The sequence below is a fragment of the Pseudomonas sp. Pc102 genome (genome assembly GCF_018408275.1).
GTDB classification, from domain to species: domain Bacteria; phylum Pseudomonadota; class Gammaproteobacteria; order Pseudomonadales; family Pseudomonadaceae; genus Metapseudomonas; species Metapseudomonas tohonis.
On record NZ_AP021905.1, the window covers coordinates 3,226,062 to 3,245,899 of the forward strand.

Consider the following 19,838-nt stretch of genomic DNA (forward strand, 5'->3'; position numbering starts at 1 on the left):
GGCGTAGGGTGGAGGTCGCTTTTTACCTCCACCGAGCGGTGTGAAGCCGATGCGCTGATGCCACCGGGATACGCCGCATCGCGAATGAATTCGCTCCCACGAAAAGCAGCCTGTAGGTCGGGTGCAACCCGACGGCTCAGATGCGGAAGCTGCCCACCAGGTGCTTGAGGCGCTCGGCCTGTTGTTCCAGGTCGGCGCAGGCGCGCAGGGTGGCCTGGAGGTTTTCCACGCCTTCCTGGTTGAGGGTGTTGATCTCGGTGATGTCCATGTTCAGCGCTTCGACCACGGAGGTCTGTTCCTCGGTGGCGGTGGCGACGGACTGGTTCATGCCGTCGATCTCGCCGATGCGCTGGGTGACGCTGGAGAGGCGTTCGCCGGCCAGGTTGGCGATCTCGACGCTCTGCTGGCTGTAGCGCTGGCTCTCGGTCATGGTGCCGACCGCCTCGCGGGAGCCGACCTGCAGTTCCTCGATCATCTGGTGGATCTCCTGGGCCGAGACCTGGGTGCGGTGGGCGAGGTTGCGCACCTCATCGGCGACCACGGCGAAGCCACGGCCGGCCTCACCGGCGCGGGCCGCTTCGATGGCGGCGTTGAGCGCGAGCAGGTTGGTCTGCTCGGAGATGCCTTTGATCACGTCGAGGATCTGGCCGATGTCGACCGTCTTGCCGGCGAGGGTCTCGATCTGTGCGCTGGAGGCGCTGATCTTGCTGGACAGCTCGTGCATGGCGGTGAGGGTCTTGCCGACCACATGCTTGCCTTCCTCGGCCAGTTCGCGGGCATCGGAGGCCTGGTGCGAGGCGTCGGCGGCGTTGCGGGCGATCTCCTGGGCGGCGGCGCCCAGTTCGTTGATGGCGGCGGCGACGCTGTTGGTGCGCTGGGCCTGCTCGTCGGAGTTGCGCAGCGAGGCGTTGGAGGCGGCCAGCACCCGTTGTGCGACCTCGTTGACCCGCCCCGTGGCCGAGGCCACCTCGCCCATGGAGGCATGGATGCGTTCGACGAATCGGTTGAAGGCGGCGGCGAGCTTGCCCAGCTCGTCGCGCGAGTGCACGGCCAGGCGACCGGTGAGGTCGCCTTCGCCCTGGGCGATGGCTTCGAGCATGCGCGTCAGGCCTTGCAGCGGACGGGTGATGCGGAAGGCGGCGAACCAGATCAGCAGCACGCCGAGCAGGGCGGCGCCGCTGCCCAGGCCGAACTCCAGGGCGGAGCTGGCCAGGCGCTCGGCGTCCAGCTCCTTCTGCAGGGCTTCGGCCGGGGCCAGCAGCACGCGCTGCGGCACCGTCGCCAGCACACCCCATGGCGCGGCGCCGGGGATGGGCTCCAGTGGCTCCAGGACACGGATGCGCTGCTCGTCCACCAGGCTGCGTGCCTTGGCCTCGCGCAGGCTGCCGAGCACCGCGTCGGCGCCGTCGGGCAGGGCCTGGTCGAGGCGCTTGCCCAGGGCGTTGGCATCGGCGCTATAGCCGGCGACCACGCCACCGTTGCTGAGGATGCCCAGCTGGCCGGCGCCGTCGAACAGCTGGGCGCTGCCGTCCAGGGCGCTGCGCTGCAGGGCGTCGAGGCTGATGTCGAGGCCGACCACGGCGATCACCTTGCCGTTCTCGATCAGCGGGAAGGCGACGCTGGTGACCAGCCGACGGGTGCCGGAGGCGTCGTCGAAATAGGGTTCCAGCAGGCAGGCCCGGCGGCTGTCCCGGGGGCAGGTGTAGAAGGCGTTGTAGGGGCTGCCGCTGGGGCCGGGCGAGGTGTCGGTGAGGATCTGCTCCGGGCCGACCACCGGTTGCAGCTCGCCGGGCTTGCCTTGCACCCAGTACAGCGAGAAGCGCCCGGCGTCGTTGCCGAAGGCCTGGTCCTGGCCGACGAACTGGCTGTCGGCGCCGTCCAGCGCGTCGCGCTCGAAGATGACGAAAAGCCCGAGTAGGTCGGGCTTGGCGAGGACGGCGCTGCGCATCTGTTCGGCCACGCGCTGGCGCAGTTCGGCGGCGGTCAGCTCGCCGGCCGTCGCCCGCGCCCGCAGGTAGAGGACAAAGCGCGACAGGCCCTGGCCGTACTCGTAGGTCTGCAGGAAGGTGCGCTGGATCTGCAGCGCCTGTACGCGGGCCTGGGCCTGCATGTGGGCTTCGGCGGCGTTGGCCAGCATGCGGCTGCTGGAGGCCTTGACGCGTTCGGTGCTGAGCCGGGTCTGGTACAGCGAAAGCCCCACCAGCAGCGCCACTACGAGGATCAGGCAGGCACTGGCGAGCAGGGTGATGCGGCTCTGGATGCTCAGGGAAGGTGTACGCATGGCGTGCTCGGGGGGAAGGGCGGCGGGAGGCCCGCCGCCAGGGGCTCAGAAGTGGCTGGCGAAGACCAGCTGGGTGTAGAGGTTGCGGTCGTTGCTGCCGATCTGGGTGCCGCCGTTGTCGGCGCTGCGGCTGGGCTCGAACAGGCCCACCACCGGCATGATCACCAGGTTGTCGTTGACCGCCCACTCGGCGTAGAGGTCCAGCTCGCGGCCGTCGAAGTTGCCCAGGTTGCGGTCGATGGTGTCGAAGTCGAAATACAGCGCGCCGATGCTCAGGTTCTCCAGCGGGGTGGCCTTCAGCGCCACGTGCTGGACGCGGGTGTTGCTGTTGAAGGGGCCGGCGTAGTTGGCCGCGACCTCGCCCTGGAACCAGGTGCCGTAGCCCCGGTTGAAGCCGAAGAACAGCGGGTCGAAGGCTTCGGAGAAGCGGCTGTAGCGGTAGCTGACGCTGGGGCTCCAGGGCACGTCGGCGAAGGTCCAGCCGGCTTCCAGGTACCAGGCGTCCTCGTTGTCGGCGGTCTTCTTGTCCTGCCAGGCGTATTCGCCGGAGAGGAACAGGTTCTCCACGCCGGCGTTGCCCTGGGCGCGCAGGCTGTAGGTCTTCATGCCGTCGCGGTCGAGCTGGATGGGGGAGGCGTATTCCTCGTCGACGTCGCGGATGTCGATCCAGGTCAGGCCCACGGTGCCTTCCTCGGCCACATGCTCCAGGGTGCCGACGAACAGCTCGGGCCTGGCCTGGGAGCGGTTGTCGGACTTCAGCCACATCAGGTCGCCGCGCCAGCCGTCCTTGCCGCCGATGCGCAGCACGGCGGTCTGGTCGAAGGCCTTGCGCGCTGCCAGCCAGTAGGCGCCGCCACGGTCGAACTCGCCATCGGCCGGCCCGTTGCCCAGGTTCAGCGCGTCGCCGTTGATCAGGAAGCCGTCGCCCACCGAGATGTTCTGGCGGCCGAAGGAGACGTCGATGCCGTCCTCGCCCAGGGCCTCGAACAGGCTGCCGGAGCGCCAGCCGAGGTAGGCGTCCTCGATCTTGGTGGTGCGCTCGTCGCCGTCGGTGAAGCCCGCCGCGTCGCCATCGCCCCAGGTGGCGGAGCTGAGCAGGTTGAACGCGCCATAGCCGGTGCCGGCCCCGCCCAGGCCCTGGTCGCCGCTGATGCCGTACTTGATGTAGCCCTCGCGCCAGCTGGACGAGCCTTTGTCCTTGGTGCCGGTGGTGGCGTAGTTCTTCTGGCTGTGGAAGACGCCGAACACGGCTTCCAGGTCGGCGTTGAGGTGGGTGTCCTCGTCGGCGTAGAGCTCGTAGGCCCCGGCCTGGGTGGCGCAGGCCACCAGCAGGGCCAGGGTCGAAAGGCGGAACAGCGGCGTGACGCGGGTGAGAGTTTGCATGCGTGGGATTCCCGTTGTTGTTGGTGTTGGCGTGGGGGCTCTACGCGGATCGGCCCATGCGGCGATGGTACGTATCGCCCTCGCACGAGCCTTGTGCCTGCTTGCCAACCGCTTGGCTGTGCATGCCAGATTGCGTGGGAATCGTTCGGGTATCGCGGTGGGGAGGGATTGGCGAAAGTGATGGGTTTCGCTTCGCTCTACCCATCCTACGATCGAGCCCCCGTAGGATGGGTAGAGGTACGAAACCCATGCTGTGCAATGCCCGGTATAGGACTCAGGCAGGGCGCTTGAGCACCAGGGTGAGGATGTCGTAGCTGGCGACCAGCTCGCCGTTCTGATTGGTGACTTCCACGTCCCAGGCCACCACGCCCTGGGGTTCGCCCTTGGCGCTCTTCTTGCCCTGGTCGATCTTGCGCTTGCAGGTCAGGCGCGCCTGGAGGGTGTCGCCGATGCCCACCGGGTTGATGAAGCGCAGGGTATCCAGGCCGTAGTTGGCCAGCACCGGGCCCGGGGCCGGGGAGACGAACAGCCCGGCGGCGGCTGAGAGCACGAAGTAGCCATGGGCGATGCGCTTGCCGAACTGGGATTCCTTGGCCGCCAGCTCATCGAAGTGCATGTAGAAGTGGTCCCCCGAGAGGCAGCCGAAGTTGACGATGTCGGCCTCGGTGACGGTGCGGCGGTGGGTGAGCAGGGACTCGCCGACCTGCAGCTCGTCGAACCAGCGGCGGAACGGGTGCACCTCGGTCTCGATCAGCTTGGCGCCACGCACGTATTCGCCGGTGACGGCGGCGAGCATGGTCGGCGAGCCCTGCACGGCGGTGCGTTGCAGGTAGTGTTTCACCGCGCGCAGGCCGCCCAGCTCCTCGCCACCGCCGGCGCGGCCGGGGCCACCGTGCTTGAGCATCGGCAGCGGCGAGCCGTGGCCGGTGGATTCGGCGGCGGATTCGCGATCGAGAATGTGCAGGCGCCCGTGCAGAGCGGCGGCGCGCGGCACCACGTGGGCGGCGACGGCGGGGTCGCGGGTCACCAGGCTGGCCACCAGGCTGCCCTTGCCACGGGCGGCGAGGGCGATGGCTTCGTCGATGTCGTCATAGGCCATCAGCGTGCTCACCGGGCCGAAGGCCTCGATGTCGTGGGCGCCGCCTTCAGCATGCGGGTCGCGGGCACGCAGCAGGGTCGGGGCGAAGAAGGCACCTTCGGCGACGCCTTCACCCTGCGGGGCGAAGCCGTCGCGGGCGCCGAACAGCAGTTCGCTGCCGGCCAGCAGGCTTTCCACCCGCGCGGCGACGTCGGCCTGCTGGGCGTGGGAGGCCAGGGCACCCATCTTCACGCCGTCGACGGCCGGGTCGCCGATCACCACCTTGGCCAGGCGCTCGCGCAGGCGCTCGGCCACGGCGTCGATGTGCTTCGCCGGGACGATGGCGCGGCGGATGGCGGTGCACTTCTGCCCGGCCTTGACCGTCATCTCGCGGGCGACTTCCTTGACGAAGAGGTCGAACTCCGGGTCGTCCGGGGTGATTTCCGGGGCGAGGATGGCGCAGTTGAGCGAGTCCGCCTCGGCATTGAAGGGAATCGAGTGGCGCACCAGGTTGGCGTTCACCCGCAACTTGGCGGCGGTGTCGGCGGAGCCGGTGAAGGTCACCACGTCCTGGCCCTGGAGGCGGTCGAGCAGATCGCCCGTGCCGCCGATCACCAGTTGCAGGCTGCCTTCGGGCAGCAGGCCGGACTCGTGCATCAGGCGCACGGCGGCCTCGGTCAGGTAGCTGGTGGCGGTGGCCGGCTTGACGATGCAGGGCATGCCGGCGAGGAAGCTCGGCGCGAACTTCTCCAGCATCCCCCAGATGGGGAAGTTGAAGGCGTTGATGTGCACGGCGAGGCCGCCGCGCGGCACCAGGATGTGGCTGCCGGCGAACAGGCCCTGCTTGCCCAGCGGGATGGCCGGGCCTTCGTGCACCACGTTGCCCGAGGGCAGCTCGCGGGTGCCGATGCCGGCATAGGCGAACAGGGTGCCGCTGCCGCCTTCGATGTCGATCCAGCTGTCGGCGCGGGTGGCACCGCTGTGGCGCGACAGGGCGTAGAGCTGCTCCTTGCGCTCGTTGAGGTAGAGGCCCAGGGCCTTGAGCCGCGCGGCGCGTTGCTGGAAGTCCAGTGCCATCAGCGCGGGGATGCCGCGGCGGCGGCCGAACTCGACGGCCTCGGCGAAATCCGGGCGCTCTTCATGGGTGCGGAACAGCGCACGGCCGTCGATGGCGCTGTGCAGGGTCTGGGCGCCGTGCTGGCCGATCCAGCGGCCGGCGATGAGGCTCTGCAGGGTGGTGAGGTTGCTCATGGTGGTTCTCCTTGAGGCGGTGTCCGAGGTGTAGGGGCCGCCCGGCTCCGGTAGGAGCACGGGGCGGCCGAGGAGTCAGTGGCGGCTGGCGGCGGCCGCGCCGATGCCGGTCATGGAACGGATGAATTGGGCCAGGTAGCGGCCACGTTCCCGGGTGGCGCGTTCGGAGCGGTCGGTGACCGAGAACAGCCAGGCGCTGGAGAAGGCCAGGGTCATGGAGAACAGCGCCGGGTTGGCGTAGGGGAACAGCGGCTGCTCGTGGTGCAGCACGTTGACCCAGACCGCCGGGCTCGCCACCAGCAGGGCGATGGCCGAGGCCAGGCCTGCCAGGCTGCCGGCGACGGCGCCCCGGGTGGTCAGGCCCTTCCAGAACATGGAGAGGAACAGCACCGGGAAGTTGACCGAGGCGGCGATGGCCAGCACCAGGCCGGAGAGGAAGGCGATGTTCTGCGACTCGAAGAGGATGCCGAGGATCACCGCCAGCACGCCGATGCCCAGGGTGGCGAGGCGGGATACGCGCATCTCCTCGCGCTCGCTGGCCTGGCCCTTGCGCACCACGCAGGCGTAGAGGTCGTGGGACACCGCCGACGCACCGGAGAGCGCCAGGCCGGCGACCACCGCGAGGATGGTGGCGAAGGCCACGGCCGAGATGAAGCCGAGGAACAGGCTGCCGCCCACGGCGTGGGACAGGTGCACGGCGACCATGTTGCCGCCGCCGATGATGGCGCCGGCGGCGTCACGGAATTCGGGGTTGGTGCCGACCATGACGATGGAGCCGAAGCCGACCACGATCAGCAGCAGGTAGAAGTAGCCGATGAAGCCGGTGGCATAGAACACCGATTTGCGCGCTTCCTTGGCGTCGCTGACGGTGAAGAAGCGCATGAGGATGTGCGGCAGGCCGGCGGTGCCGAACATCATGCCGAGCCCCAGGGAGATGGCGTCGACGGGGTTCGACAGCAGCCCGCCCGGGGCCATGATCGCGGTGCCCTTGGCATGCACCGAGGTGGCGGCGGCGAACATCGCCTCGGTGCTGAAGCCGAAGTGCCGGAGCACCATGAAGGCCATGAAGCTGGTGCCCGAGAGCAGCAGCACCGCCTTGATGATCTGCACCCAGGTGGTGGCGAGCATGCCGCCGAAGGTGACGTAGCAGACCATCAGCACGCCCACCAGCAGCACGGCCTGCAGGTAGCTGAGGCCGAACAGCAGCTCGATCAGCTTGCCGGCGCCGACCATCTGCGCCACCAGGTAGAGCAGGGCCACGGTGAGGGTGCCGAAGGCCGCGGTGATGCGGATCGGGCTCTGGTCGAGGCGGTAGGAGACTACGTCGGCGAAGGTGAAGCGGCCCAGGTTGCGCAGGCGTTCTGCGATCAGGAAGAGGATGATCGGCCAGCCGGCGAGCACCCCCAGGGCGTAGAGAAGGCCGTCGTAGCCGTTCATGAACATCATCGCGGAGATGCCGAGGAAGGACGCCGCGCTGATCATGTCGCCCGCGATCGCCAGGCCGTTCTGGAAGCCGCTGAGGCCGCCCCGGCGGTGTAGAAGTCGGCGGTGGAGCGGGTGCGCAGGGCGGCCCAGCGGGTGATGCCGAGGGTGAAGAGGACGAACGCAAGGAACATGTAGATGGCGTTCCAGTTCAACGGCCGCGCGCCGGCATCGGCTGCCAGGGCAGTGCCCGAGGCCAGCAGGGCGGCGGATGCACAGAGGGCGAGGAGGGGCTTCATGGCGCGCACTCCTGCTTGAGCTTGTCGTTCAGCGGGTCGAGCACGCGGTTGGTGCGCGCCACGTAGATGCCGGTGAGGCCGAAGGCCAGCAGGATGATGACCACGCCCACCAGCATGCCGACGCTGGTGACCCCGCCGCTGAGGGAACGACCGAGCAGCTCCGGGGCGAAGGCCACCAGCAGCACGAAGCCGTAGTAGATCGCCAGCATGGCGGCGGTGAGGGACCAGGTCAGGCGCTGCTTGCGCCGGACCAGCTGGATGAAGTCCGGGTGTTGCCGGATGCGATCGAGGTCGTGCGGGGTCATGGTTGCTCTCTCTTTTCTTGTGGTTGTCGAGGCGGTGCAGCGCAAGTGAAGCGGGTGGAGCTGGTGCTTCCTGTAGGAGCGAGCTCTGCTCGCGAAGCCGTGGTCGCGTGTGTGCGTCTGTTCGCGAGCAGAGCTCGCTCCTACGGTTTGTGCTGGCTGGTTGGATCAGAGCTGGTCGAAGTCGAGAACGACTGTGTCGCTCACCGGATAGGACTGGCACGACAGCACGTAGCCGGCGGCCACCTCGTAGTCCTCCAGGGCGAAGTTGCTGTCCATCTCCACTTCGCCCTCGACCACCCGGCACTTGCAGGTGGAGCAGACGCCGGCCTTGCAGGAGTAGGGGAGCTCCAGGCCCTGGGCGTTGCCGGCGTCGAGCAGGCTCTGGCTGTTGCGCGCGAGCGCGAAGCTCACTTCGCGGCCGTCGCTGATCACCGTCACCCGGCTTTGTGCGCTGTCCGCCTCGCGGGCGGCCTCGCGGGCTTCGCGCCTGTGTTCGCTGCCGGCGGCGGCGAACAGCTCGAAGTGGATGCGCTCGGCCGGCATGCCGTTGGCGCGGAGCTGGTCGCGCACGGTCTCGGTCATCGCCTGCGGGCCGCAGATGAACGCGGCGTCCAGGGCGCGCACGTCGATCCAGCGCTGGAACAGCTGGCCGCACTTGTCGGCGTCGATGCGGCCGTTGTAGAGGTCCACGTCCTGCTGCTCGCGGCTGAACAGGAAGATCAGGTTGAGGCGCTGCAGGTAGCGGTTCTTCAGGTCCTCCAGCTGCTCGCGGAACAGTGCGGAGGCACTGGAGCGGTTGCCGTAGAGCAGGGTGACGCGGCTGTGGGGCTCGGTTTCCAGGGTGGTCTTGACGATGGAGAGGATGGGCGTGATGCCGCTGCCGGCGGCGACCGCGAGGTAGTGGCCGCGGCGCACCGGGTCCAGCGGCACGTTGAAGTGGCCGGACGGGGGCATCACCTCCAGGCTGTGGCCGGCCTTGAGCTGCTCGTTGGCCCAGCTGGAGAAGCGCCCGCCCGCCACGCGCTTGACCGCGACGCGCAGCTCGCCGTCGTTGACGCCGGTGCAGATGGAGTAGGAGCGGCGCACTTCCTCGCCGTCCAGCTGGGTGCGCACCACCAGGTGCTGGCCCTGGGTGAAGCGGAAGCTGTCGCGCAGCGCGGCGGGAATGTCGAAGGCGATGGATACGGCGTCTCGGGTTTCCGGGCGCACGTCCTTGATGGTCAGGCTATGGAACTTGCTCATTGTTGTTCTCCCGCGGCTTTGCCGCATGGAGGACGAATACAACCGGTGCCAGTGGCAACGGACTGTGTTCGCTCTCCTATATGCACTTGAAGTAATCGAACGGCTCCAGGCACGCCTTGCAACGGTGCAAGGCCTTGCAGGCCGTGGAGCCGAATTCGCTCAACTGTTCGGTATGCACGCTGCCGCACTGCGGGCAGCGGATTTCCGGGGCGTCCCCCAGCAGGGCGCGCTTGCTGGCGCTGCCGCTGGGCGGGGCGATGCCGTAGGCGCGCAGGCGTTCGCGGCCCTCGTCGCTGATCCAGTCGGTGGTCCAGGCCGGTGCCAGGCGGCGTTCCAGGTTCGGCGCGGCGAAACCGGCGCCTTCCAGCGCCCGTTCGATGTCGCGCTCGATCACCTCGGTGGCCGGGCAACCCGAGTAGGTGGGGGTGACCACCACGTGCAGGTGGCCGCCCTGCCAGTCGAGGGCGCGGACGATGCCGAGGTCGACCACGCTGACCACCGGCACTTCCGGGTCCATCACCTCGCCGAGCACCGACCAGGCGCGCGCCAGGTCGGCGGGCACGCCGGGGCGGGCGCCACGGTCGCTGGCGATCAGCTCACCAGGACGCATCGGGATGGGCCCTCTGCAGGAACTGCATCTCGGCCAGCAGCAGGCCCAGGTGCTCGGTGTGCAGGCCGCGTCGACCGGAGAGGTAGAAGTGGCTGGCCGGCTCCGGCAGCGGCAGGGTGGCGCTGGCAAAGATATCGGCGACCTTGGCCCGCCAGGCAGTGGCGACTTCCGCAGGCTCCGGTGCGATGCCAGCGGCGGCCAGGCGTTGCTCCACCTCGTCGCCGTTCACCAGCTCGACGGTGAAACGCCACACCTCGCGGGTCGCCGCGAGCATGCGCCGGTGGCTTTCCTCGGTGCCGTCGCCCAGGCGCTGCACCCATTCGCTGGAGCGGCGCAGGTGGTAGGTGACTTCCTTGAGGGCCTTGGCGGCGATGCCGGCGATGCGTTCGTCACTGGAGTTGCTGAGGCCGTGGAGCACCTGGAAATGCCAGGCGTCGTAGAGGAACTGCTTGGTGATGGTCACCGCGTAGTCGCCGTTGGGTTGCTCCACCAGCAGCAGGTTGCGGTAGGCGCGCTCGTCACGGCGGTAGGCCAGGTGGTCGGCGTCGCGGCCCTCGCCCTGCAGCTCGGCGGCGTATTCCAGCCAGTTGCGGGCCTGGCCCACCAGGTCGAGGCCGACGTTCATCAGCGCCAGCTCCTCTTCCAGGGCCGGGGCTTTGCCGCACCACTCGCAAAGGCGCTGGCCCTGCACCAGGGCGCTGTCGCCGAGGCGCAGCAGGTATTCGATCAGGTCGTGCTTGGCAGTCATGGCAGGCGCCTCACATGTGGCCGACTTCGGCCGGCAGCTCGTAGAAGCTGGCGTGCCGGTAGACCTTGTCCTCGGCCGGGTCGAACAGCGGCTCCTTCTCGTCGGGGGAAGAGGCGGTGATCAGCGCGGAGGGCACCACCCAGAGGCTCACACCCTCGTTGCGGCGGGTGTACAGCTCGCGGGCGTTCTCGATGGCCATGGCGGCGTCGGCGGCGTGCACGCTGCCGACATGCTTGTGGTTGAGGCCGTGCTTGCTGCGCACGAAGACCTCGAAAAGGGTCCATTCAGACATGGTTTTATCTCCTCGCGTGGGCCTGCTCGTGTCAGGCCGCTTCTTGTTGGTCAGGCGGCGTCGCGCTTCTGTTGTTTACGGGCATGGGCCACCGCGGCTTCGCGGACCCAGGCGCCGTCTTCGATGGCCTTGCGGCGGGTGGCGATGCGCTCGTGATTGCAGGGGCCGTTGCCCTTGAGCACTTCGTAGAACTCGTCCCACTGGATCTCGCCGAAGTCGTAGTGGCCGCGTTCCTCGTTCCACTTCAGGTGCGGGTCCGGCGCGGTGCAGCCGAGCAGCTCCAGTTGCGGCACGGTCTGGTCGATGAAGCGCTGGCGCAGCTCGTCGTTGCCCTGGCGCTTGATCTTCCAGGCCATGGACTGGGCACTGTTGGGGGAGTGTTCGTCGCTGGGGCCGAACATCATCAGCGAGGGCCACCAGAGGCGGTTGATGGCGTCCTGGACCATGTCCTTCTGCGCCTGGGTGCCGTTGCGCATCATGTGCAGGAGGATTTCGTAGCCCTGGCGCTGGTGGAAGGACTCTTCCTTGCAGATGCGGATCATGGCGCGGGAGTAGGGGCCGTAGGAGGTGCGCTGCAGTACCACCTGGTTGACGATGGCGGCGCCATCCACCAGCCAGCCCACCGCGCCCATGTCGGCCCAGCTCAGGGTCGGGTAGTTGAAGATGCTCGAGTACTTGGCACGGCCGCTGTGCAGCTTGGCGACTTCCTCGTCACGGCAGGCGCCCAGGGTTTCCATGGCGCTGTAGAGGTAGAGGCCGTGGCCGGCCTCGTCCTGGATCTTCGCCATCAGCTGCAGCTTGCGCTTGAGGGTGGGTGCGCGGGTCACCCAGTTGCCCTCCGGCAGCATGCCGACGATCTCGGAATGCGCATGCTGGGAAATCTGCCGGATCAGCGTCTGCCGGTAAGCGTCCGGCATCCAGTTCTTCGGCTCGATCTTGATTTCCGCATCGATCTTTTCCTGGAAGGCGCGCTCTTCCGGGGACATCTCCTCCAGCGCCTTCACGCGCTTCACGCCGGTCTCTACCAATTGTGCGTACATGCCGTTCTCCAGCCATGCGGGTTCGTGGGGTGGCTTGGCCATGGCGCTAGTTTTAAATGATACAAAAACAAATATCAAATTAAAAAATGGGTGTCATAAAAGAAAGCGGCAAGGGGGAAGCTGCAAGCGGCAAGTTAGAAGCTGGAAGCTGGAAGCTGGAAGCTGGAAGCTGAGAGCCAAAGCCAAAGCCGAAGCCAGAGCGGGAGCCGGAACCATGGCGATGGGTTGAGGCGCGTGCTGGCTTTTTCTTTCAGCTTCAGGCTTCTAGCTTCCGGCTAGGGGAAAGAGATTCAAAAATTCAGCAGTAACTACGTTGTTCCGTTCCCTTTACTATTTTTAACAATTGCCTTCCAAAGCTTAAAAGACCGGCGTCGCGCGCCTTTGCATACTGCCGGCCTGCCATTGGCATTGGAGGCCTTCATGTTCAGGCGCGGGTGTTCTTCCTTCTGTTTCCATCCGGGTTCCGGCACGGCGTTGGTGGCTTGGCGGGGGCCGGGGTCGTGGTCGTTCGCGGTGCCTTCGTCGGTGGCGCTCGGACGCCTGGCACTGGCGCTGCTGGCCTGTGGGCTGGGGATGGTGGTGCTGGTGGCGGTGCTGCGTCCGTTCTTCGCCTGCGCCGATGGCGGGCTGTGCCTGCCGCTGTTCTCGGCCGAGCTCGGCGAGCTGGTGGGGGTGGTGGTGGCGCTGGAGCTGATGGCCGTCGCCTGGCTGGTGCGCTCGCTGCGCGGGCTCGTCCACGGTAACCGATGAGGCGAGGGACTGATGGAAGCCATCGAAGTACTGCTGGTCACCCCGCATGTGGCCGAGTTGCATGCCCAGGCCCTGGCGGAAGGCGCCACCGAGCTGGCCGCACCCGCGCGCGAGGACTCGGGCCGCCTCGCCTCGCGCCTGCGCTGGGCGGACGGGGTGCTGGTGGCCCTGCAATCCCCAATGCTGGAGCCCTGATCGGGTGTGCGTAGGGTGGGCTTCAGCCCACCGCTCATCTCGCCCTAACGCCGGAGCTGGCCGCTTTTTGTAGGGGCGACTTCAGTCGCCAAGCGGCGCATAGCGCCGCCCCTGTGGGAGCGAATTCATTCGCGAAGAAGTCCCGGGTTGAAGCCCGGGCTACCCGTGCCCATCAGGCGTCGACTATCACCTCGAAGCCGCCATAGATCATGCGTTGCCCGTCGAAGGGCATCTTCTCGGGATCGGGGTGCAGGCGCGGGTCGTCCATGGATTTCTTCATGCCCTCGTCGCGCGCCTGGCGGGAGGGCCAGGTGATCCACGAGAACACCACCGTCTCGTCGTCCTTGCGTTTCACCGCCATGGGGAAGGAGGTCACCTTGCCCTCCGGCACGTCGTCGCCCCAGCACTCGACGACGCTGAGGGCGCCATGGTCCTTGAACACCTGGGCGGCGGTGCGGGCGAGGGCGATATAGGCCTCGCGCTTGGCGGTGGGCACGGGGACGACGAATCCATCTACATAGCTCATGAGCGATCTCCTGGTTCGTGGCGCGCGGCGATCCGCGTGCCGCTCTCGTTCGGTAGTCGTTTCAGGATTGGCGATTGAGACAGGCCCTGGGTGAGTACCGACGGACGGTTGGCAGTACCGCAACGCGTGCGACCTCCAGAGTCGCCGTGTCGTCTTCTCTATCTGGCGTCATCCCGCGACGCGCGATGCGCTATTCCAGCAACCCGGCGAGCAGGCGGGCGACATGCCGCAGTGCCGCGTCTTTTTCCCTGCGGCGATGCCAGGCGAGGTGAAGCGGGAATCCGCTGACCGGGATAGGGGGCGGGAGGACGGCCAGATCGCCGTCGGCAGGCACGATGCGCGAGGGCAGCATGGCGATCATGTCCGATCCGCGCAGCAGGTCGGGAACCATCCCGAAGGAAGGCACGACCAGCCCAACGCGACGGTTGCGCCCGAGCCGCGCCAGTTCGGTGTCCAGCGGGGTGCGCGCCTCGCCCCGGCCCGAGGTGATGATGTGCGGGTAGGCCAGCCAGCTGTCGAGGTCGAAGCCTGCGATGGCCGGGTGGCCTGAGCGCAGCGCGATGACGTATTCCTCGTGCAGCAATTCCTCCCGATGGAGGTCCTCGCTTTCGTCGGGAAAGACCAGATCGCGATGTCGGTCGCGCCGTCGATCAGCGCAATGCGCGCGGCTTCGGCGCCTTGCCAGGGCTGGATCACCAGGTCGATCCCCGGTGCGGTTTCGCCGAGGGCACGTTGTAGCGGGTTGATCACGACCAGCGCCGGATAGTCCGCCATCGCTAGGCGCAGTGTCTGGATGGTTTCGTTCAATGGCACTTCGGGCGGATCGACCAGGTCGATCACGTCCGCCAGCAGCGATTTCAGCGGCGCGCGCAGGGCGAGCGCCTTGGGCGTCAGGCGCATGGTGCCGCGCCCGCGCTCCAGCAGTTCGTCCTGGAACAGATGGCGGCAGCGTTGAAGTGCGGCTGATGCTGCGGGCTGAGACAGGCAAAGCCGGTCAGCGGCACGGCTGACGTGCGCCTCGTCGAGCAATGCGTCGAGGATCACCAGCAGGTTCAGGTCCAGTGAGCGTAAATTCATGGAGTGGATAATAGAGTAGATAACTAATCGATTAGATTAATTTTTTGGCGGCAACCATCATCCCCTCATCCAACCCCGGAGATGGCGATGAACAAGACTCTTCTGCTGCTTTTCCACCCTGATCTGTCCCGCTCGAAGGCCAACGCCGCCATGGCTGGGGCCGCCGCCCACCTGCCTGGCGTAGAGGTGGTGGATATGGTCTCTGCGTATCCCGATGGACTCGACATTTACCGCGACGGCGAGCGCGAGGCGGCGCGGCTGCTTGCTGCCGACCGGATCGTGCTGCAATTCCCGGTGCAGTGGTATTCGACCCCGCCGCAGCTGAAGGCTTGGCAGGACGCGGTGCTGACGCGGATGTTCTACATCACCTATGAAGCCGAAGGCCGCCGCCTGGAGGGCACCCCACTGATGATCGCGGCCACCGCCGGCAACACGGCCGATGCCTATACGGTGGGCGGCCGCAATCTGTTCCCGATGGCAGATCTGCTGGCCCCTTTGCGCGCCACGGCACATCGCTGCGGCCTGGATTGGGCGGAACCTTTCATCCTGTACCAGGCCGACAAGCTCTCGCCCGAGGAAGCCGAGGCTGCCGCCGCGAACTACGCAGGCACGCTCGCCCACTGGATCGCCCGCTCCGCCAAGCCGATGGCCTGAGTCATCGTGGAATGAAAAGCCCCGCCTGCGCGGGGCTGTCGTAGGCACGGCACGCCCATCCCACGGAGCGGCCTCCATAGGATGGGTAGAGCTGCGCGAAACCCATGCGGTGTTGCGGCTCACGCCTTGGCGCGGTTGTCGTAGACGTGGCAGGCCTTGCCTTCGGAGCGCTTCAGCGAATAGGCCGGGCGCAGCACGACGCGCGAGGTGATGCCGATGTAGGTCTTGATGTGGCGGCCCAGCTCGCTGCACAGCGCCAGTTCCTGCGCCTCATCCAGCGGCTCCAGGCCATGGCGGGGTTCGACATGGACTTCCATGCTGTCGAGGTTGCCGGTGCGCGAGAGGTGGATCTCGTAGGTCTCGGCCAGTTGGCGGACCTTGAGCACCTGCTCCTCGATCTGCGTGGGGAAGACGTTGACGCCGCGGATGATCAGCATGTCGTCGCTGCGCCCGGTGATCTTGTCGATGCGCCGCATGGGGCGCGCGGTACCCGGCAGCAGGCGGGTGAGGTCGCGGGTGCGGTAGCGGATCATCGGCAGCGCCTCCTTGGACAGGGAGGTGAACACCAGCTCGCCCATCTGCCCGTCCGGCAGCACCTGGCCGGTCACCGGGTCGATGATCTCGGGGTAGAAGTGGTCTTCCCAGATGGTCGGGCCGTCCTTGGTCTCGGCGCATTCCATGGCCACGCCCGGGCCCATGATTTCCGAGAGGCCGTAGATGTCGAGAGCGGTGATGCCCAGGCGCTCCTCGATGGCGCGGCGCAGTTCGGCGGTCCAGGGTTCGGCGCCGAAGATGCCCAGGCGCAGGGCCAGCTTGTGCGGGTCCAGGCCCTGGCGCTCGATCTCGTCGGCCAGGTTGAGCATGTAGGAGGGGGTGACCATGATGATGTCCGGCTGGAAGTCACGGATCAGCTGCACCTGCTTCTCGGTCTGGCCGCCGGACATGGGGATCACGGTGCAGCCCAGGCGCTCGGCGCCGTAGTGGGCCCCCAGGCCGCCGGTGAACAGGCCGTAGCCGTAGGAGACGTGCACCTTGTCACCCTTGCGGCCGCCGGCGGCGCGGATCGAGCGCGCCACCACGTTGGCCCAGGTGTCGATGTCGTTCTGGGTGTAGCCGACCACGGTGGGCTTGCCGGTGGTGCCGCTGGAGGCGTGGATGCGCACCACCTCTTCCTGGGGCACGGCGAACATGCCGTAGGGGTAGTTGTCGCGCAGGTCGGACTTGCCGGTGAAGGGGAAGCGGGCGAGGTCGTCGTGGCTCTTCAGGTCCTGCGGGTGCACGCCCAGTTCGTCGAAGCGCTGGCGGTACAGGGGCACGTTGCGGTAGGCGTGGTCGAGGCTCCAGCGCAGGCGCTCCAGCTGGTGCTGGCGGAGCTGGTCGACGCTGGCGGTTTCCATCGGGTCGAGCAAGGCGGCATTGGCGATCATGTTCATTTCATCACTCGTATTGTTCTTGTGCGTGGCGCTGGGCGCCTGAGTGCAGGAAGGCAGGATACTCCCGGCCTTCCCGGCCCGGTGTGGCGGTTACAGTTTTTCGATGATCAGGGCGATGCCCTGGCCGACGCCGATGCACATGGTGCAGAGGGCGTAGCGGCCGGCGCGGGCTTCCAGTTCGTGCAGCGCGGTGGTGACCAGGCGCGCGCCGCTCATGCCCAGCGGGTGGCCCAGGGCGATGGCGCCGCCGTTGGGGTTGACCCGTGGATCGTCGTCGGCCAGTTCCAGCTCGCGCAGCACGGCCAGGCCCTGGGCGGCGAAGGCTTCGTTGAGTTCGATCACGTCCATGTCGGCGAGCGACAGGCCGGCGAGGGCCAGCACCTTGCGCGCGGCCGGCACCGGGCCGATGCCCATGATGCGCGGCTCGACGCCGGCGCAGGCCATGGCCACCACCCGGGCGCGTGGCCTGAGGCCGAAGCGCCGGGCGGCATCGGTGCTGGCCAGCAGCAGGGCGCAGGCGCCGTCGTTGACCCCGGAGGCGTTGCCGGCGGTGACGCTGCCGCCTTCGCGGAAGGGCGTGCCGAGGCGCGAGAGCTGCTCCAGGGTGGTGTCGCCGCGCGGGTGCTCGTCCTGCTCCACCCACTTCGACGGGCCTTTGCGCTGGGGGATCTCCACCGGGACGATCTCCTTCGCCAGGCGGCCGCTGGCCTGGGCGGCGGCGGCCTTGAGCTGGCTGCGCAGGGCGAAGGCGTCCTGGTCGGCGCGGCTGATGCCGAACTGCTCGGCGACGTTCTCCGCCGTCTCGGGCATGGAATCGATGCCGTACTGGCGCTTCATCAGGCCGTTGACGAAGCGCCAGCCGATGGTGGTGTCGAACAGCTCCGCGCTGCGGCCGAAGGCCTGCTCGGACTTGCCCATCACGAAGGGCGCGCGGGACATGGATTCCACGCCGCCGGCCAGCATCAGCCCGGCCTCGCCGCAGCGCAGGGCGCGGGCGGCGCTGCCGATGGCATCCAGCCCCGAGCCGCACAGGCGGTTGAGGGTGGTGCCGGGCACCGTGACCGGCAGGCCGGCGAGCAGGGCGGCCATGCGCGCGACGTTGCGGTTGTCCTCGCCGGCCTGGTTGGCGCAGCCGTAGATCACGTCGTCGACGGCGCTCCAGTCCAGCTCGGGGTGGCGCTGCATCAGGGCACGGATCGGCACCGCGCCGAGATCGTCGGCGCGAACGGAGGACAGGGCGCCGGCATAACGCCCGATGGGCGTGCGCACGGCGTCGATGATCAGGGCGTCATTCATGCAGGGATTCCTCGTCGAGCAGGGTGCCGCGCACCTTGTAGGACTTGCCGTGGAACAGGGCGATCAGCTGCCCGTTCTGGTTCTCGATGCGCACGTGGTAGTTGCCGGTGCGGCCACTGCGGCTCTGTTCGGTGGCCTGGGCGGTGAGGGTGTCGCCCAGGTGCGCCGGGGCCACGTAGTCGATGCTGCAGCCGATGGCCACGGTGACTTCGTTGTAGGTGTTGCAGGCGAAGGCGAAGGCCGAGTCGGCCAGGGCGAACAGGTGGCCGCCGTGGCAGGTGCCCACGCCTTGCAGCATGTCGGCGCGCACGCTCATGCCCACGCGCGCGGCACCAGGGGCCACCGAGAGCAGGCGCATGCCCATGGCCTGGCTGGCGGCGTCGCGCTCGTACAGGGTGCTGGCGCAGGCTTCGGCCAGCGACAGGGCTTCACGGTTGGTCATGCAGGGTCCTCCCTTCGGCCACCCGGCGGCGCAGGGCCAGCGAGGGGCGGTAGCGCGGCTCGCCATAGGCGGCCTGCAGGTTGTCCAGGGTGCGCAGCACCTGGGGAAGGCCGATGGCGTCGGCCCAGGCCAGCGGGCCGTGCGGGTAATTGACCCCGGCGCACATGGCCAGGTCGATGTCGGCGGCGCTGGCGACCCCCTGGAGCAGGGCGTCGGCGCCTTCGTTGGCGAGCATGGCCACGGTGCGCAGCACGGCGAGGCCGGGGACGTCCGCCAGCGGGCTGGTGGCGATGCCGGCGCGGGCGAGCAGGGCGACCACGGCGTCGATGGCGGCCTGGCGGGTGCCGGCCGCCCAACTGATGCCGAGGCGTTCGGCGCGGCCGTAGTCGAGGGCGAGGTCCAGCAGCACCAGGTTGTCGAGGCCGTCTTCGCGGGCGCGCTGGGCGGCCAGGCGGCCGTCGCTCAGGGCGAGGGTGGCGTCGCCGACCCTTAGCAGCCCGGCACCGTCGCGGCGGGTGACCTGCACGCCGGCCCGTTCCAGGCGCTGTGCCAGGGGCTGGGCGATACCGAGGTCGCCCTCCAGGGCGCAGGTCTCCACCGTCGCCGTGCTGGCGAGTGTCGAGGGCTGCGGACGTTCGGCGCCTTCGCTGTAGTCATAGAAGCCCCGGCCGCTCTTGCGTCCCAGGCGGCCGGCTTCCACCAGCTCCTTCTGGATCAGCGAGGGCTGGAAGCGGAAGTCGCCGTAGTAGGCGTCGAACACCGAGCAGGTGACGGCGTAGTTGACGTCGTGGCCGATCAGGTCGGTGAGCTCGAAGGCGCCCATGCGGAAGCCGCCGGCCTCGCGCATGAGGGCGTCGAGGGTGGCGCAGTCGGCCGCGCCTTCCTGCAGCAGGCGCAGGCTTTCGGCATAGAAGGGGCGCGCCACGCGGTTGACTATGAAGCCGGGGGTGGAGCGCGCGTGCACCGGCTGCTTGCCCCAGGCGCGGGCGGTTTCGAACAGGCAGCCGGCCAGCGCCGGGTCGCTGTCGAGGCCGGAGACGATCTCCACCAGCGCCATCAGTGGTGCCGGGTTGAAGAAGTGCATGCCGAGCACGCGGCCCGGGTGCCGCAGGCCGGCGGCGAGGCTGGTGATGGACAGCGACGAGGTGTTGCTGGCGAGGATGCAGTCCGGGGCGCACAGCGCTTCCAGGCGTTGCAGCAGCTCGCGCTTGATCTCCAGCTTCTCGACGATCGCCTCGATCACCAGGCCGGCGTCGGCCAGTTCCTCCAGCTCATCGGCCGGGCGCAGGCGGGCGAGGGTGGCGACGTGGGTGGCGGCGTCCAGCTTGCCTTTCTCCACCAGGCGCGCGAGCTGCCGGTCGATGCCGGCGATGGCCTGGGCGGCGGCGCCGGTGCGGGTGTCGTACAGGCGCACCGGATGCCCGGCCTGGGCGGCGACCTGGGCGATGCCGGCGCCCATGGCGCCAGCGCCGATCACGGCCACCGGGGTTTCCTTGTTCAGGGCGTGCATGGGC

Annotated in this window: 18 protein-coding genes and 2 pseudogenes; 3 read left to right on the forward strand and 17 right to left on the reverse strand. The window is 68.2% G+C overall.

Annotated elements, in window-relative coordinates; all coding sequences use genetic code 11:
- Positions 1 to 136: 136 nt before the first annotated feature.
- From PHLH3_RS14950 to paaA, 10 genes and pseudogenes are all read right to left on the reverse strand, one after another.
- Entirely contained in the window at positions 137 to 2,281 is a 2,145-nt protein-coding gene (locus PHLH3_RS14950; protein ID WP_213630244.1) for a methyl-accepting chemotaxis protein, read from the reverse strand.
- A gap of 45 nt (positions 2,282 to 2,326) precedes the next feature.
- Complete coding sequence (locus PHLH3_RS14955; RefSeq protein ID WP_213630246.1) at positions 2,327 to 3,664, reverse strand: hypothetical protein; 1,338 nt, start codon at positions 3,662 to 3,664, stop codon at positions 2,327 to 2,329.
- A gap of 274 nt (positions 3,665 to 3,938) precedes the next feature.
- Positions 3,939 to 5,993: a phenylacetic acid degradation bifunctional protein PaaZ gene (paaZ, locus tag PHLH3_RS14960; RefSeq protein WP_213630248.1), complete on the reverse strand. Its 2,055-nt coding sequence runs from the start codon at positions 5,991 to 5,993 to the stop codon at positions 3,939 to 3,941.
- A gap of 75 nt (positions 5,994 to 6,068) precedes the next feature.
- Positions 6,069 to 7,714 (reverse strand): annotated as a pseudogene (locus PHLH3_RS14965) (cation acetate symporter).
- On the reverse strand, positions 7,711 to 8,019 hold the full coding sequence (locus PHLH3_RS14970) for a DUF485 domain-containing protein (RefSeq protein ID WP_173179668.1): 309 nt from the start codon (positions 8,017 to 8,019) through the stop codon (positions 7,711 to 7,713). Before PHLH3_RS14970 ends, PHLH3_RS14965 begins: the two are co-directional and overlap by 4 nt.
- Before the next feature lie 165 nt (positions 8,020 to 8,184).
- On the reverse strand, positions 8,185 to 9,261 hold the full coding sequence (gene paaE, locus PHLH3_RS14975; protein WP_213630250.1) for a 1,2-phenylacetyl-CoA epoxidase subunit PaaE: 1,077 nt from the start codon (positions 9,259 to 9,261) through the stop codon (positions 8,185 to 8,187).
- A 76-nt stretch (positions 9,262 to 9,337) separates the two neighbouring features.
- Positions 9,338 to 9,871 carry a 1,2-phenylacetyl-CoA epoxidase subunit PaaD gene (gene paaD, locus PHLH3_RS14980; protein WP_213630252.1) on the reverse strand — a complete coding sequence of 178 codons (534 nt, stop codon included), beginning with the start codon at positions 9,869 to 9,871 and terminating at the stop codon, positions 9,338 to 9,340.
- Positions 9,858 to 10,619, reverse strand: a complete 762-nt coding sequence (gene paaC / locus PHLH3_RS14985; protein WP_213630255.1) for a 1,2-phenylacetyl-CoA epoxidase subunit PaaC — start codon at positions 10,617 to 10,619, stop codon at positions 9,858 to 9,860. The genes paaD and paaC overlap by 14 nt, the downstream gene beginning before the upstream one ends.
- 10 nt (positions 10,620 to 10,629) lie before the next feature.
- Positions 10,630 to 10,911, reverse strand: coding sequence for a 1,2-phenylacetyl-CoA epoxidase subunit PaaB (gene paaB / locus PHLH3_RS14990; RefSeq protein ID WP_111262632.1), 282 nt, complete (start codon positions 10,909 to 10,911; stop codon positions 10,630 to 10,632).
- A gap of 50 nt (positions 10,912 to 10,961) precedes the next feature.
- Positions 10,962 to 11,951: a 1,2-phenylacetyl-CoA epoxidase subunit PaaA gene (paaA, locus tag PHLH3_RS14995; RefSeq protein ID WP_213630257.1), complete on the reverse strand. Its 990-nt coding sequence runs from the start codon at positions 11,949 to 11,951 to the stop codon at positions 10,962 to 10,964.
- Between the two features lie 525 nt (positions 11,952 to 12,476).
- Here paaA and PHLH3_RS15000 point away from each other — a divergent pair.
- The gene (locus PHLH3_RS15000; protein ID WP_213630258.1) at positions 12,477 to 12,701 is read left to right on the forward strand and encodes a hypothetical protein; all 225 of its coding nucleotides are present in this window, start codon (positions 12,477 to 12,479) and stop codon (positions 12,699 to 12,701) included.
- Between the two features lie 12 nt (positions 12,702 to 12,713).
- A complete protein-coding gene (locus PHLH3_RS15005) occupies positions 12,714 to 12,896 on the forward strand; it encodes a hypothetical protein (RefSeq protein WP_213630260.1) in 183 nt (60 codons plus the stop codon).
- Positions 12,897 to 13,068: 172 nt separating this feature from the next.
- On the opposite strand, the gene PHLH3_RS15010 is transcribed toward PHLH3_RS15005, so the two are convergent.
- The 3 genes and pseudogenes from PHLH3_RS15010 to PHLH3_RS30425 all read right to left on the reverse strand — a co-directional run.
- Complete coding sequence (locus PHLH3_RS15010; RefSeq protein WP_173179653.1) at positions 13,069 to 13,422, reverse strand: DUF1428 domain-containing protein; 354 nt, start codon at positions 13,420 to 13,422, stop codon at positions 13,069 to 13,071.
- A 190-nt stretch (positions 13,423 to 13,612) separates the two neighbouring features.
- The gene (locus PHLH3_RS30815; RefSeq protein ID WP_348529847.1) at positions 13,613 to 14,410 is read right to left on the reverse strand and encodes a LysR substrate-binding domain-containing protein; all 798 of its coding nucleotides are present in this window, start codon (positions 14,408 to 14,410) and stop codon (positions 13,613 to 13,615) included.
- Positions 14,362 to 14,499 (reverse strand): annotated as a pseudogene (locus PHLH3_RS30425) (LysR family transcriptional regulator); the annotation flags it as partial. The gene PHLH3_RS30815 and the pseudogene PHLH3_RS30425, both read right to left, overlap by 49 nt.
- Positions 14,500 to 14,586: 87 nt before the next feature.
- Between PHLH3_RS30425 and PHLH3_RS15020 the strand changes: the two are divergent.
- Positions 14,587 to 15,153 (forward strand): NAD(P)H-dependent oxidoreductase, encoded by a 567-nt coding sequence (locus PHLH3_RS15020; protein WP_213630262.1) that lies wholly within the window; start codon positions 14,587 to 14,589, stop codon positions 15,151 to 15,153.
- Positions 15,154 to 15,272: 119 nt separating this feature from the next.
- Here the strand turns inward: PHLH3_RS15020 and paaK are convergent, their stop codons facing one another.
- The 4 genes from paaK to paaH form a co-directional block, all read right to left on the reverse strand.
- Positions 15,273 to 16,586: a phenylacetate--CoA ligase PaaK gene (paaK, locus tag PHLH3_RS15025; protein ID WP_213630264.1), complete on the reverse strand. Its 1,314-nt coding sequence runs from the start codon at positions 16,584 to 16,586 to the stop codon at positions 15,273 to 15,275.
- A gap of 90 nt (positions 16,587 to 16,676) precedes the next feature.
- Complete coding sequence (gene pcaF, locus PHLH3_RS15030) at positions 16,677 to 17,882, reverse strand: 3-oxoadipyl-CoA thiolase (protein ID WP_213630266.1); 1,206 nt, start codon at positions 17,880 to 17,882, stop codon at positions 16,677 to 16,679.
- Positions 17,875 to 18,324 carry a hydroxyphenylacetyl-CoA thioesterase PaaI gene (paaI, locus tag PHLH3_RS15035; RefSeq protein ID WP_173179643.1) on the reverse strand — a complete coding sequence of 150 codons (450 nt, stop codon included), beginning with the start codon at positions 18,322 to 18,324 and terminating at the stop codon, positions 17,875 to 17,877. Before paaI ends, pcaF begins: the two co-directional genes overlap by 8 nt.
- Positions 18,311 to 19,834: a 3-hydroxyacyl-CoA dehydrogenase PaaH gene (paaH, locus tag PHLH3_RS15040; protein WP_213630268.1), complete on the reverse strand. Its 1,524-nt coding sequence runs from the start codon at positions 19,832 to 19,834 to the stop codon at positions 18,311 to 18,313. Before paaH ends, paaI begins: the two co-directional genes overlap by 14 nt.
- Positions 19,835 to 19,838 lie beyond the last annotated feature (4 nt).

What these genes read in the sequence shown, in the direction of transcription:
- PHLH3_RS15005 (WP_213630260.1), top strand. Translation starts at nt 12,714, where the DNA reads ATGGAAGCCATCGAAGTACTGCTGGTCACCCCGCATGTGGCCGAGTTG.
- PHLH3_RS15020 (WP_213630262.1), top strand. Translation starts at nt 14,587, where the DNA reads ATGAACAAGACTCTTCTGCTGCTTTTCCACCCTGATCTGTCCCGCTCG.
- PHLH3_RS14970 (WP_173179668.1), bottom strand. Translation starts at nt 8,019, where the DNA reads ATGACCCCGCACGACCTCGATCGCATCCGGCAACACCCGGACTTCATC.
- paaC (WP_213630255.1), bottom strand. Translation starts at nt 10,619, where the DNA reads ATGACTGCCAAGCACGACCTGATCGAATACCTGCTGCGCCTCGGCGAC.
- paaK (WP_213630264.1), bottom strand. Translation starts at nt 16,586, where the DNA reads ATGAACATGATCGCCAATGCCGCCTTGCTCGACCCGATGGAAACCGCC.
- paaB (WP_111262632.1), bottom strand. Translation starts at nt 10,911, where the DNA reads ATGTCTGAATGGACCCTTTTCGAGGTCTTCGTGCGCAGCAAGCACGGC.
- paaI (WP_173179643.1), bottom strand. Translation starts at nt 18,324, where the DNA reads ATGACCAACCGTGAAGCCCTGTCGCTGGCCGAAGCCTGCGCCAGCACC.
- paaZ (WP_213630248.1), bottom strand. Translation starts at nt 5,993, where the DNA reads ATGAGCAACCTCACCACCCTGCAGAGCCTCATCGCCGGCCGCTGGATC.
- PHLH3_RS14950 (WP_213630244.1), bottom strand. Translation starts at nt 2,281, where the DNA reads ATGCGTACACCTTCCCTGAGCATCCAGAGCCGCATCACCCTGCTCGCC.
- paaA (WP_213630257.1), bottom strand. Translation starts at nt 11,951, where the DNA reads ATGTACGCACAATTGGTAGAGACCGGCGTGAAGCGCGTGAAGGCGCTG.
- PHLH3_RS15010 (WP_173179653.1), bottom strand. Translation starts at nt 13,422, where the DNA reads ATGAGCTATGTAGATGGATTCGTCGTCCCCGTGCCCACCGCCAAGCGC.
- PHLH3_RS14955 (WP_213630246.1), bottom strand. Translation starts at nt 3,664, where the DNA reads ATGCAAACTCTCACCCGCGTCACGCCGCTGTTCCGCCTTTCGACCCTG.
- paaE (WP_213630250.1), bottom strand. Translation starts at nt 9,261, where the DNA reads ATGAGCAAGTTCCATAGCCTGACCATCAAGGACGTGCGCCCGGAAACC.
- paaH (WP_213630268.1), bottom strand. Translation starts at nt 19,834, where the DNA reads ATGCACGCCCTGAACAAGGAAACCCCGGTGGCCGTGATCGGCGCTGGC.
- pcaF (WP_213630266.1), bottom strand. Translation starts at nt 17,882, where the DNA reads ATGAATGACGCCCTGATCATCGACGCCGTGCGCACGCCCATCGGGCGT.
- paaD (WP_213630252.1), bottom strand. Translation starts at nt 9,871, where the DNA reads ATGCGTCCTGGTGAGCTGATCGCCAGCGACCGTGGCGCCCGCCCCGGC.